At 70.7% G+C, this 12,558-nt stretch carries 13 protein-coding genes; 1 reads left to right on the top strand and 12 read right to left on the bottom strand.

Features of this window, described 5'->3' with window-relative positions; translation table 11 throughout:
- Positions 1-125 precede the first annotated feature (125 nt).
- Entirely contained in the window at positions 126-614 is a 489-nt protein-coding gene (locus ACFT9I_RS39510; protein ID WP_382572578.1) for a DUF4396 domain-containing protein, read from the top strand.
- 39 nt (positions 615-653) lie between these two features.
- On the opposite strand, the gene ACFT9I_RS39515 is transcribed toward ACFT9I_RS39510, so the two are convergent.
- The 12 genes from ACFT9I_RS39515 to ACFT9I_RS39570 form a co-directional block, all read right to left on the bottom strand.
- Entirely contained in the window at positions 654-1,004 is a 351-nt protein-coding gene (locus ACFT9I_RS39515) for a hypothetical protein (RefSeq protein ID WP_382572581.1), read from the bottom strand.
- Positions 1,001-2,770: a cytochrome c oxidase subunit I gene (gene ctaD / locus ACFT9I_RS39520; protein ID WP_382572583.1), complete on the bottom strand. Its 1,770-nt coding sequence runs from the start codon at positions 2,768-2,770 to the stop codon at positions 1,001-1,003. Before ctaD ends, ACFT9I_RS39515 begins: the two co-directional genes overlap by 4 nt.
- Positions 2,771-2,975: 205 nt before the next feature.
- Positions 2,976-3,656 carry a class I SAM-dependent methyltransferase gene (locus ACFT9I_RS39525; RefSeq protein ID WP_382572586.1) on the bottom strand — a complete coding sequence of 227 codons (681 nt, stop codon included), beginning with the start codon at positions 3,654-3,656 and terminating at the stop codon, positions 2,976-2,978.
- A gap of 112 nt (positions 3,657-3,768) precedes the next feature.
- Positions 3,769-4,827 (bottom strand): hypothetical protein, encoded by a 1,059-nt coding sequence (locus ACFT9I_RS39530; protein ID WP_382572588.1) that lies wholly within the window; start codon positions 4,825-4,827, stop codon positions 3,769-3,771.
- Between the two features lie 18 nt (positions 4,828-4,845).
- The gene (locus ACFT9I_RS39535; RefSeq protein WP_382572591.1) at positions 4,846-6,099 is read right to left on the bottom strand and encodes a cytochrome P450; all 1,254 of its coding nucleotides are present in this window, start codon (positions 6,097-6,099) and stop codon (positions 4,846-4,848) included.
- 68 nt (positions 6,100-6,167) lie between these two features.
- Positions 6,168-7,535 carry a cytochrome P450 gene (locus tag ACFT9I_RS39540; RefSeq protein WP_382572592.1) on the bottom strand — a complete coding sequence of 456 codons (1,368 nt, stop codon included), beginning with the start codon at positions 7,533-7,535 and terminating at the stop codon, positions 6,168-6,170.
- Entirely contained in the window at positions 7,532-8,137 is a 606-nt protein-coding gene (locus ACFT9I_RS39545; RefSeq protein WP_382572594.1) for an ATP/GTP-binding protein, read from the bottom strand. Before ACFT9I_RS39545 ends, ACFT9I_RS39540 begins: the two co-directional genes overlap by 4 nt.
- Entirely contained in the window at positions 8,115-8,492 is a 378-nt protein-coding gene (locus ACFT9I_RS39550) for a DUF742 domain-containing protein (RefSeq protein WP_382572596.1), read from the bottom strand. The genes ACFT9I_RS39545 and ACFT9I_RS39550 overlap by 23 nt, the downstream gene beginning before the upstream one ends.
- Positions 8,489-8,896 (bottom strand): roadblock/LC7 domain-containing protein, encoded by a 408-nt coding sequence (locus tag ACFT9I_RS39555; RefSeq protein WP_382572598.1) that lies wholly within the window; start codon positions 8,894-8,896, stop codon positions 8,489-8,491. The genes ACFT9I_RS39550 and ACFT9I_RS39555 overlap by 4 nt, the downstream gene beginning before the upstream one ends.
- A gap of 2 nt (positions 8,897-8,898) precedes the next feature.
- Positions 8,899-10,662, bottom strand: coding sequence for an ATP-binding protein (locus tag ACFT9I_RS39560; protein ID WP_382572600.1), 1,764 nt, complete (start codon positions 10,660-10,662; stop codon positions 8,899-8,901).
- A gap of 238 nt (positions 10,663-10,900) precedes the next feature.
- Positions 10,901-11,281: a DUF6221 family protein gene (locus tag ACFT9I_RS39565; protein WP_354609271.1), complete on the bottom strand. Its 381-nt coding sequence runs from the start codon at positions 11,279-11,281 to the stop codon at positions 10,901-10,903.
- A gap of 139 nt (positions 11,282-11,420) precedes the next feature.
- Entirely contained in the window at positions 11,421-12,323 is a 903-nt protein-coding gene (locus tag ACFT9I_RS39570; RefSeq protein WP_382572603.1) for a CopD family protein, read from the bottom strand.
- Between the last annotated feature and the right edge of the window lie 235 nt (positions 12,324-12,558).

Below are 12,558 nucleotides of genomic sequence, written 5' to 3' on the forward strand. Positions count from 1 at the left end.
GGTCCGGGGCGCCCGGACCGGCCCGCCGATCCCTACCACTTTCGATATACCCCTAGGGGGTATACCCTTCTCTGTGTCGGACCACCATCAGGCCGTCTACGGAACCGGAAAGAGGGTCGAGATCCATGGACCACACCGACCACACCGACCACGCGGCACATCTGCCGGGCGGCACGGGCGGGGCGTCCTGGGAGATGGCGGCCAAGGCGACGCTGCACTGTCTGACCGGGTGCGCCATCGGCGAGATCCTCGGCATGGTCATCGGCACCGCCCTGCTGTGGGGCAATGTGCCGACCATGGTGCTGGCGATCTCCCTGGCGTTCGTCTTCGGCTACTCGTTCACCCTGTTCGCGGTCCGCAGGGCCGGCCTCGACTGGAAATCCGCCGTCAAGATCGCACTGGCCGCCGACACCGTGTCCATCGCGGTCATGGAACTCGTCGACAACGGCATCATCGCGCTCACTCCCGGAGCGATGGACGCGCACCTGTCCGACGGGCTGTTCTGGTACGCGCTCCTCGGCGGCTTCGCCGTCGCGTTCCTGATCACCACTCCGGTCAACAAGTGGATGATCGGCCGCGGCAAGGGCCACGCCGTCGTCCACTCCCTCCACTGAGCGCGCCCCGTGTCGAGCGCGCGCCCGCTCTCGCCGTCGTCAGCGTGGAAGGTGCCACAGGACCACGGAGCAGGCACCGATCAGCGCGGTGAGGCTCGCGCACACCAGGCGCCGCCTCAGCAGCTCGTAGCGCGCGCTGTACTCCTCGCGCAGTTCACCGGCGCGCGCCACGACCGCTTCCAGCGCCCGGCGGGACATGGCGATGTGGTCCTGGGTGTAGAGGCTGACGACCTCTTCGTGCTGAGCGGTCGTCAGCCACGGCATGCGGTCGGCGAAGACCACGGCGTGCGTACGGGCTTCCCGCACCCGGCTCTGGGCCAGCAGATAGCCCTCCAGCTGCTGGATGCCGGCGGACGCCTCGCCCGACGACGGTGCGGACTCGCCGGTCACGACCGGCCCTCGTCGTCCCCCAGCGGAGCGGCGACGCCCTTTCCGGGCTCCACGACGTCCCGCCGGCCCGCGTTGTGCCCGTCGTCGAGGGCGGAGACCTCCGGGTGGTGCAGGTCGAACGCCGGGGATTCGGAGCGGATACGGGGCAGCGTGAGGAAGTTGTGCCGGGGCGGCGGGCAGGAGGTCGCCCATTCGAGGGAGCGGCCGTAGCCCCACGGGTCGTCCTCCTCGATCTTCTTCCCGTACTTGGCGGTCTTCCAGACGTTGTAGAAGAACGGCAGCATGGACATGCCCAGCAGGAACGAGCTGATCGTGGAGATGGTGTTCAGCGTGGTGAAGCCGTCGACGGAGAGGTAGTCCGCGTAACGGCGGGGCATTCCTTCCGCACCGAGCCAGTGCTGCACCAGGAACGTGCCGTGGAAGCCGATGAACAGCGTCCAGAAGGTGATCTTCCCGAGCCGTTCGTCCAGCATCTTGCCCGTCATCTTCGGCCACCAGAAGTGGAAGCCGGCGAACATCGCGAACACCACCGTGCCGAAGACGACGTAGTGGAAGTGCGCGACGACGAAGTACGAGTCGGAGACGTGGAAGTCCATCGGCGGCGACGCGAGGATCACGCCGGTCAGCCCGCCGAAGAGGAACGTGACGAGAAACCCGACCGACCACAGCATCGGTGTCTCGAAGGACAACGAGCCCTTCCACATCGTGCCGATCCAGTTGAAGAACTTCACCCCGGTCGGCACCGCGATCAGGAACGTCATGAACGAGAAGAACGGCAGCAGCACCGCGCCGGTGACGAACATGTGGTGCGCCCAGACCGTCACCGACAGACCGGCGATGGCGATCGTCGCGCCGATGAGCCCGATGTAGCCGAACATCGGCTTCCGGCTGAACACCGGGAAGATCTCGGAGACGATCCCGAAGAACGGCAGGGCGATGATGTACACCTCCGGATGCCCGAAGAACCAGAACAGGTGCTGCCACAGCAACGCGCCGCCGTTGGCCGCGTCGAAGATGTGCGCCCCGAATTTCCGGTCGGCCTCCAGCGCGAGCAACGCACCGGCCAGCACCGGGAAGGCGAGCAGGACCAGCACGGCGGTCAGCAGCACGTTCCAGCAGAAGATCGGCATCCGGAACATCGTCATGCCGGGCGCGCGCATGCAGACGATCGTGGTGATGAAGTTGACCGAACCCAGAATGGTCCCGAAGCCGGAGAAGGCCAGACCCATGATCCACAGGTCGGCGCCGATGAGCGGTGAACGGACCGGGTCCGTCAGCGGCGAATAGGCGGTCCAGCCGAAGTCCGCGGCGCCCTGCGGGGTGATGAAGCCGGACACCGCGATGATCGAGCCGAACAGATAGAGCCAGTAGGCGAACATGTTCAGCCGCGGGAACGCCACATCGGGGGCGCCGATCTGCAGCGGCATGATCCAGTTGGTGAATCCGGCGAACAGCGGCGTCGCGAACATCAGCAGCATGATCGTGCCGTGCATCGTGAACGCCTGGTTGAACTGCTCGTTCGACACGATCTGCAGTCCGGGACGGGCCAGTTCGGCGCGCATGACCAGCGCCATCACTCCGCCGATCACGAAGAACGCGAACGACGTGACCAGATAGAGCGTCCCGATCGTCTTGTGGTCGGTGGTGGTCAGCCACGTGATGATGACGGTGCCGGGCCTCTTGCGCCGTACCGGCAACTCGTTCGCGTACGAGGCGTCGTCACTCTCCTGCGGCGCGTCGACCTCGGATCCGGGCTGTGCTGCCACACCAACTCCAGTTCAGTCACCGACCACCGACGCGAACCCGCATATATGTCGGCAGGGCAAACCCAGACAAACGATGATTACACCCGCAATGTATTCCATGCCGGTTGCGCGAACTGACGAAGAAGGGAGCATCGGGCGCTCTTTCACACGTTCGTGGGGCACGCCGGTGCGCACGTCGACCATGTACGCATGATGATCTTTATTACTACCGCCGGTCGGCGGACCTGGTCCTGGCCGCCAGCACCAGGGGCGTCGTGCCGCCGGACTCGGCGAACCGTTCCGGCGTCAGGCCCGCGTCCAGGAACGCGTGGAGCAGCTCGGGCAGCGGACGGTGCGTCGCGCCGACCTTGTCGCGCAGGCCCTGGTCCGTCCAGGAGTCCGTCGTCCAGTGGCCGTCGAGATAGCCGGGCCGGACGACGACCACGTCCGGGTCGCTGCGGTCGGCGAAGCCTCCGCAGAAACAGGGGTGGACGCCGATGTGTACGAACACCCCGCCGGGGCGCAGCACCCGGGCCACCTCGCGGAGCACGGCCGGGTAGCCGGGCATGTCGGTGTGCACCATCACGGCGAGGACCGCGGGGACCGATCCGTCGCGGAACGGCAGCCGCTCGGCGTCGGCGCGCGCCACCGGCAGCCGGCCGCGCGCGTGGCGCAGCATTCCGGCCGCGAGGTCCACGCCGACGGGCGTCCGGCCCAGCTCCCGGACGCGGGCGGCGTGGACGCCGGTGCCGCAGCCGATCTCCAGGCAGGGGCCGGTGCCCTCGCCGAGCAGGTCGGTGATGAGGTCGCCGAGTCCGAGCGGGTCCGCGTGCCCGGTGTCGCTCGCCCCGAGGAATTCGTGCTCGTACCAGTCCGCGATCTCGTCGTACGCCGCCGTCTTCGCCATGGGGTCGCCTTCCGCTCCGCTGCCGCCGCGGTGTGTTCCGCCTCGCGCACTCCCTTACCTGCCCCGGCGCCGGGGCAGGACCACGCGTTCCGCCCCGGGCTGAAACCGGCTGTCAACGGCGGCGCGGACGCAGTCCCGTCGCCTTCAGCCGGACGGCGTCCGCGATGTCCAGGGCGCGCCGGGTGCCTCTGCCGTAGACCAGGGCCAGGACGCCGATTCCCGCCGCGCCGAGCGCGAACGGCTCACCCATCGGCGGCAGTTGGAGGAAGGCGACGGCGACGACGCCGAGCAGCGTCAGCACGGTCGCCGTGATCAGCCGGACCGCTCCCCGGTCGCGCACCGGCCTGACGCCGTCGAGCCTGTCCTGGTCCAGGAGGGCCCCGACGCGGCCCTCCGCGTACCGGTCGGCGATCGTCAGCAGCAGTCGCGCGAGATCGGTCAGGGCGGCGCGCGGTTCGCTGTCGAGGCGTGCCTCGGCCTCCCGCAGTGCGGCGACGACCTGGCCGGCGTGCCGTTTCAGGTCGCGGCGGCGGCGCGAGCGCCAGGGGATGGTGCCGCGCGTCGCGTGCGCGTTCTGGAGGACCTTCGTGACTTCCCGGAGGTGCACCCCGACGCGTGCCCGCTCCGTCACCTGCCGCTGACCGCCCGCCCCGTGCGCGGTGGCGCACGCCCGCACGGCTCGCACCAGCACGTACACGGGCGCGTAGCGGCGTACGACCACCACGGGGCCGCCGCCCGCCCACGGCGGGCCGAGCAGCGGCATCAGCAGCAGCGAGAACGCGACGACGGTGCCGACCAGCAGGGCGAACACCGCCGCCGACACGAGGACGGCGAGGACGATCACCACCGGCGTGTCCAGGCCGTACGGCAGGACGCCCACCCACGAGTCGATCGCGGCGACGACGGGGCCCGGGCTCTCCGGCCCGACCAGCCCCGTCAGGAAGTCGCCCCAGCCGGACACCACCGGGCGGATCAGCAGCAGGGCCGCGAGACAGGACGCGGCTCTCCACCGCAGGGCGGCGCGCCGGTACCGCTGCCGCGTGCGTAGGGCGACCTGTATCCGCGTCGATATCGTCGCGTCGATGCCCAGTTGATCGAGATCGTCGCGAAGTCGTGTCGCGTCAGGGGCCGTTACGTGCTTCCGCCCCCGCCCGCACTCTGTCCACGTCATGTGACGAGCATGTCACTGTCAGGCTCGGAGACGTACCGGAAGTGTGGCGGAGCTGTTGGAGAACAGCGAGGGCACGGGGATCAGGTCGTCCGGGTCGACGGCCAGCGTCAGCTCCGGGTACCGCTTGAACACCGCCGGTATGGCCAGCGCCGCTTCGAGCCTGGCGAGCGGGGCGCCGAGGCAGAAGTGCGGGCCGTGGCTGAAGGCCAGGTGCTTGCGCTGTTCCCTGGTGATGTCGAACTCGTCGGCGGCCTCGCCGTGTTGGGCCTTGTCGCGGCCGACTGCGCTGTACGGGGCCATGATCGCCTCGCCCTTGGGGATGCGTACGCCCGCGATCTCGACGTCCTCCAGGGGGTACCGGAAGGGGAAGTTGCCGATCGGCGCGTCCCAGCGCAGGGTCTCCTCGACCACGTTCGCCCAGACCGCCTCGTCGCCCTGTTCGGCGGCGGTGCGCTGGTCGGGGTGGGTGAGCAGGGCGCGTACCGCGTTGGTGATCAGGCCGAGCGTGGTCTCCTGCCCGGCGGCGAGCATCAGCAGGAGCGTGCCGACCAGTTCCTCCTCGCTGAGCGAGTCGGGGTCCGCGTCGCGGGCGGCGATGAGCGCGCTGGTCAGGTCGTCACCGGGGTGCTTACGGCAGTTGTCGACGACCCGGGCGAGCAGCTGGTACTGCTCGATCTGACTGGCCATCACATCTTCGGGACCCAGGTCGGAGCGGAAGATGTTGTCCATCAACTCCTTGAGCCGGGGCCGCTCGTGCTCGGGCACGCCGAACAGTTCGCAGATCACCTGCATCGGCACCGGGTGGGCGAAGTGGCGGCGGAGGTCGACGCTGCCGTCGGCATCCGCGTGCGAAGGGAGCGCGTCCAGCAGGTCGCTGACGATCCGTTCGATACGCGGGCGCATTTCCTGGACCCGGCGGGGCGTGAAGGTCTGGGTGACCAACTTCCGCAGCCTGCGGTGTTCCTGGCCGTCCGAGGTGACCATGTTGGTGACCTTCACCATGCCTATGAGCGGCCAGCCGTCGGATATCTCGCCGCGCAGGATGGCGTTCCAGTTGCGCCAGTCCTTGCTGAAGCGCGGGTCGGCGATCATGTCGTTCAGCAGGGCATGGTCGGTCACCGACCACGCCATGACGTCGCCGGGCAGCTTGATACGGACCACGGGACCGAGTTCGCGGAGCCGGGCCGCCTCGCCGTGGTGGTCGTTGCCGTGCGGGTCGAGGGTCACGACCGGTATCTCCGCCTCGGAGGAGGCTGCCGCTTGCAGGGTCATGTTGCTTCTCCAGAACTCGGTCTCGGGTGTGCGGATCTCTGGGAAGTTCCGTCCGCCTTCGGGCTGTGTCAAGCCGTCTGCGACTGGCCCCGGCCGGTGCGGATCGGAATCCGCGCCGCCGAGAACCGTGCCGGGAGGGCGACGGGGATGCGCGTCCAGGGTGAGGGGCGCCACGTCACCTCCTCGGCGGGGACGGCGAGTTTCATGTCCGGCAGCAGGTTCAGCGCGGTGTTCACCGCCGTACGGGTGATGAGCCGCGCCGGTACCTGCGCCGGGCAGACGTGCGGTCCGGCCGAGAAGGCGAGGTGCGCGCGGTTGCCCGGCTCCTCGTCGCCCTCGTCGGGGCGGATCGCCGGGTCGTCGTTGGCGGCGGCGTGCCCGAGGATGAGGCAGTCGCCGCGCTGGATGAACCGGCCGCCCAACTCGGTGTCGTGCAGGGCGTACCGGGCCGGCATGTTGTTCATCGGCGGGTCGCGCCAGAGCGCCTGGTCGAGCGCGTCGTCCACCCCGAGCCTGCCGCCGTGCAGCCGGGCGGCGAACCGCGGGTCCGTGAGCATCAGGCGCAGCGTGTGCGCGATCCACGCGGTGACGGTCTCGTTGCCCGCGGAGATCATCACCACGATCGACTGGAGGCGCTCGGCCTCGTTGAGGAGGTTCGGGTGGTTGATGAAGACCGTCGTCATGTCGTCGGTCGGGTTGCGCCGCCGCTCGCGCACCGTGTCGAGCAGGATCTGCTCGAAGTGCCGGTTGCCGGCCTGCGAGTCGTCCGCGCTGCCGAACAGGGCGATGAGCGCGTCCAGCAACTCCCGTCCCTCGATGGCGTCCAGACCGAACAGCGAGGCCAGGGAGAGCATCGGCACGATCGTGGCGTACTCGTTCACCAGATCCGCGCTGCCGCGTTCGGAGAACTTCGCGATCAGGTCGGTGCAGATCTCCTCGACATGGCGGCGCACCTTGCGCTGGTCGATCTTGGCGATGCCGTCGTCGAGCGGCTTGCGCAGCCGCCGGTGCTCGGGGCCGTCGGACCCGATGACACTGGCACGCCAGCCCATCATCGGCAGCAGCCCCGAGTCGGCCGCGACGACACCGTCGTACATGTGGCGCCACTTGCGGCCGTCGCGGGAGTAGATCTGCTCCTGGCGGGTGATGGTCAGCAGCTCGCGGTAGCCCATCACGAGCCAGGCGGGGACGCCCGGTTCGAGTTCCACCTTGGCCACGTTGCCCCACTCCGCGCGGAGTCGGCGGTAGACGGCGCGCGGATCGGGCGCGCCGACCGCGGCGGACAGCGGGAGCAGCCCCGTACCGCCGCCGTGGGAACGGTGCGCCGGGCACTGCGGCGGGGGTGACGGCTCGGAGGCGGAGGGGGAGGGGGAGGCGGGCGAGGCGGAGACGGGCTCGGACGCGGGCTCGGCGGCGGGCTGTGGGGCGGAACTCATGAGGTGGTCTCCGGGGTACGTGCCGAGCTCGCCGACACATACTCGACGAGGCTGATCAGGGCGTCGACGGACGACGCGTGGTCACGCGCGTCGCACATCATCACCGGCGTCTCGGGCAACAGGTCGAGCGCGCCGCGCAGTTCGTCCGCGCCGTATTGCTCGCTGTCGGGGAAATGGTTCACGGCGACCGCGAACGGCAGTCCGCGCAGCTCCAGTTGTTCGAGGACGTCGAAGCTGTCCTCCAGCCGCCGGGTGTCCACGATGACGAGGACGCCGAGCGCGCCCTCCGCCAGCCCCTCCCACAGATCCCAGAAGCGGCGCTGTCCGGGAGTCCCGAACAGGTACATCACGAGGCGGGAGTTGAGGGTGATCCGGCCGAAGTCCATGGCGACGGTGGTCGTGGTCTTCGTACTCATGCCGGCCAGGTCGTCGACGCCGACACTCGCCTGCGTCATGACCTCCTCGGTGCGCAGCGGTTCGATCTCGCTGACCGAGCCGACCAGCGTGGTCTTGCCGACGCCGAACGCGCCCACGACGAGAATCTTGACGGCCTGCTGGACAGTGTCGGGCAAATAGCGGTCAGCGGAGCCGACGGAGACCATCCAGTACCTCCTGGAGGAGTTGCGGGTCGGGCAGGGCGGCCTTGGGCACACCGGAACGGGCGGAGAGATGACCGCTGTCGACGAGATCGGACGCCAGCACCTTCACCAGGCTGACCGGCAGTTCGAGGTGGGCGGCCGCCTCCACGACGGACAGCAGCCGCTCACACATCCGCACCAGGGCGCGTTCTTCCCTGGTCGCCGAGACCGGCAGGGCACGTGGAGGGCTGATCGCCACGAGGAGGGTCTCAATACTTATGGTGTTGCGGGTCGGCCGGGAGCGCCCTTTGGTGATCACGTACGGACGTAACGCGCCGGCGTGGGCGTGTTCGTCGTACGGCTCTCCCGGCCCACTCATACGGAGTCCTGCCGCGGCGGACTGCTCAGGTTGCCCGCCCCGATCTTGATCACCTGCGCCTGCATCTGCCGGGCGACGAGCTTCGGGTCGACCACGGGGCCCGTCACGACGGCGAGATGGGCTCCGTTGGCGCTGCGCATGAAGAGGAAACCGCCGTTGAACTCCACCATCTGCTGGTGTACGACCCCGCCGTCCTCGCCGAACTCCTTGCCGAGGCTGCGGCCGAGGGACTGCAGACCGGAACAACTTGCCGACAGACGCTCGGCGGAATCGCGGTCCATTCCCTCGGAACTGGCCAGCAGCAGTCCGTCGGCGCTGAAGACGATCACTCGCTCGACCCCCGGTACGACGGCGACCTCGGCGATCATCCAGCTGCGCTGCTCCGGGTTCTCCACGTAGCTCATACTCACGTCTGTCCTTCTGGGGGGAGGGGGTTGGCGGAGGAAGACGGGCCGGGCCGGCCCTCGTCGGTGGCGGAGTCCGCGGCGGTGGACCCGTCCGGGGGCGGCAGGGTCCGGCCGCCCTCGAAGAACTGCTCCATCCAGTCGCCGGCCTCTTCCGGTGTGCCGGGCGGGGTGACGGCGGTGGGGGCGGGCTCCACGGCCTCGGCGCCGGGCGCGTACTCGTCGCGCCGTGAACGGCGCTGCGGGAGCCGTCGGCCGGTGCGCGGCAGGGTGGGGGCGGACGCCGGAGGGGGGATCACCGGTGCGGGAGCGGGGACTTCGGCGGGGACTTCGGCGGCGGCCTCGGCCTCGGCCTGAGTCTGGGCCTGGACCTGGACCTGGACCTGAGCCTCGGCCTGGGCCTGGGCCTGGGCCTGGGCCGGTTCGGAGGGTGCGAGGGCTGCCTCGGGTGCGGTCCGCGCCACGTCGTGCGATGCCTCGCCGGGCGCCTCACCCGGCGCCGTCTCCTGCCGCGTCTCCCGCTGCGGGGCGGCCGCGGGCGCGGGAACCTCCGGGACGGGCTGCGCGGCGGGCAGGACCCGCCCCGTCGGCGTACCGGCGGGCGCGAGCGTTTCCAGTACGTCCACCGGCACCAGGACCACGGCCCGGACACCGCCGTACGGCGAGGGCCCGAGGTCGACCTGGAAGCCGTGCCGTTCGGCGAAGCGGCCCACGACCGCGAGGCCGGTCTGCGGAATCTCGCCCACGTCGCCGACACCGAGGAGCCGCCGGCCCGAGACGATCTCGCGCGCCTCGGCGAGCCGGTACTCGTCCAGGCCGAGTCCGCCGTCGTCCACCTCGATGACCGCGCCGCGCTGCACCGTACGGACCGTCACGGGCACGCCGGTCTTCGGCGGCGAGTACTCGGTGGCGTTGGCGAGGAGTTCGGCCATGAGGTGGATCAGCGGTTCCACGACGGACGGGGTGACGCCCACGTCGGGGTCACCGCTGACCTCGACGCGCTTGAAGGCGACGATACGGCCGGACGCGGCGCGCACGACGTCCACCAGCGCGAGCGGTCGCTGCCACTGCTGGCCGGGCCACTCGCCGCAGAGCACCTTGAGGCTCTGCGCGTGCCTCGCCTGCTGGGTCGCCGCGTGGTCCACCAGCATGGTGGTCTCCAGCAGGTCCGCGTCGCCCGGATAACGGTCGGCCAGACCGGTCACGGTCGCCTGGATCCGGTGCGCCGACGTCTGCACCCGGCTCGCCAGCTCGACCAGCGAGAGCCGCTGCGACTCCTCGCGGTCGTCGGCCGCCTCGGTGACGGCGGTCAGCAGCCGGTCGAACCACTCGGCGACGCCCGCGCCCAACTCGTCCGCGCTGTGGTGCGGTTGCGGGATCTCGGTGCGGGAGAGCGCGGCGGGCAGTCGCTTCGTGACGATGAACTCGACCTCCGAGCGCACCAGTTCGCCGCGGTTCCGCACGTAGCTGTGCCAGTGCGCTTCGCGGCTGCCCGACTCGGCCCGTACGCGCTCGGCCTCGGCCCGCTGTTCGGCCGCGTCCGACGCGGCGTCACGGTGCTGTCTGCGCAGGGATTCCAGAGCCACGAGGACCAGCAGGGCGGCCGCGCCGTACGCCACCGCCGCCCCGATGTTCACCTCGGCCAGAGGAACCACGCCCGCGGCGAAGGTGAGAAGGGCCAGCAGCTGCGCGACCGGCCACAGGCGCCGTGCCCCGCGGGCTTGCGGCGCGGATGCGGGGGCGGGGGCGGCGGGAGATCGGACCATGGGGAACCTTCGAGTTGGCTGAAGTCGATGTCCGGCGGTGAGTCGGCCGCGGCGGCTGGTGGCTGGGCATGTGTGCGGGTGACTCGTCAACTACCCCCGTGCCGGACATTGTTGAGTGATCGTATATCCGATCGGCATAGGGGACGGTCACTTCTCGAACACGGGCGGTGACGTGCCCGTTCCGCACCGCGAACCCTCTCGGCACGGCCCGTACGGACCACCGGTCCGGAGCCACGGGCTACTGCGCGAAACGCGGCAGCCACTTCGCCTGGTAGTCGGCGTGCCCGGCGTGCTCGGCCGCCATCTGCCGGACGACGAAGCCCAGTCCCACGGCGCGGCCGGAGGGGAAGTCGTGCTCGGGGCGGTCGACGTCCAGGTGCGCGACCTCCGCGTACTCGCCCAGAAGCACTCTGCTCGTCTCGATACGCCGCAGTGTGCGGGCCGGGTCCTGGAGGGCGATGTGGCGGTCGTACCCCTGTGTCCGCACGCTGAACGAGATCCCGCCGGAACGGTCGTGGACCTCGCCCGGCGCCTCGGGCGGGCACCGCCAGCGCTCCCCGCCGGCCGCCCGCGCGACCTGCTCCTCCTCGTCCAGGCGTGCCCGAACAAAGGCCAGCATGTTCGTGTTGTCTGCTTTCACGTTCCGGATCCCTCGCCGTGCTGCGTCTCTCTTACCGGTCCACGTCTTCCAACAGAGGATGCCGCACCGAGGTAGCGGTCGGCACGCGCTCCGTCCCGCTCTCCCCCCTCCCCCCCGCTCAGCGCGTGCTGAGCCAGTGCGGATCCGGGACCACCGTGAGGACGGCGGAGAGCAGCACCACGGCTGCCAGCACGGCCAGTTCGACGCGGGTCGCCACGTGCGCGTCGCGGCTGCGGAGGAGACGCCGCCGCGCCGCCAGGGCGAGCGTGCTCGCCACCGCGACGAGGACGAGCTTGGCGATCAGGACGCGGCCGTACGCCGACGTCAGCACCACGTCGGCGGGCAGCCGGCGCAGCGTGGACAGGGTGCCGGTGGCGGCCAGCACGACCAGCAGCCAGACGGCGCCGCGCGCGTAGCGGGTCAGCACGGCGCGGGCGTCCGCCGGGGCGGCGCGCCGCAGCCACATGGTGCGCAGGACATGGCAGAGGCCGCCGGCCCACAGGGACGCGGCGGTCAGATGGACGACGGTGAGGGCGGTGCCCCACTCCGGTGTGTACGGCTCCGGGTGGGCGCGCAGCGCCTCCGCGAGGACGACCCCGGCGAGCGCGACGAGCGCCCAGCGCGGGCGGCCGATGCCGACGCATCCGGCGGCGAGCAGGAAGCCGTTGGCCATGACGAGCAGCAGGCCGCCCTCGCGGGTGCCGTACGTCGCCGGGATGTCGAGGTCGCTGACCACCGCGAGGACCACGATCTGCCCGGCGGACGCGGCGGCTCCGGTGAGCGCGGCGGGGAGCGCCAGGGAGCGGGGCAGCGGGCCGGTGCGGGCGAGTGCGGCGCCGGCCAGTTCACCGAGGTGCAGCGCGAGCGCGGTGAAGACCGCGGCGCGCAGGAGGGAGGTGGTGCCGGCGGCGGGTATGCGCAGCTCGCCGGTGCCGCGCGAGGCGAGGCCCGCGCCGTACAGCACGACGAGCAGCGCGAGCACGGCGCCGCCGACGCCGACGGCCCTGGCGCGTGTCGGCACCCTCGCCCCCTCCCGCCCGGTGGCCGGTTCGATCCCGCCGGGTCCGCCCGGTGGCCGGTTCGTCCTCAATCGCCGGACGGGCTCGAAGGGCCCGTCCGGCGATTGAGGACAGGCAGGACAGGATCTAGGGCGTGTCTTTCGGATCTTGCCGGGCTCGCGGTCCCTGGCACGCACGCCCGCCGCGTTGTCGTCGGTCGGCATGGCTCCGCCATGCCTCCCTCCTCCGCCTTGCGAT

Source organism: Streptomyces sp. NPDC057137 (genome assembly GCF_042670825.1).
Taxonomy (GTDB): Bacteria; Actinomycetota; Actinomycetes; order Streptomycetales; family Streptomycetaceae; genus Streptomyces.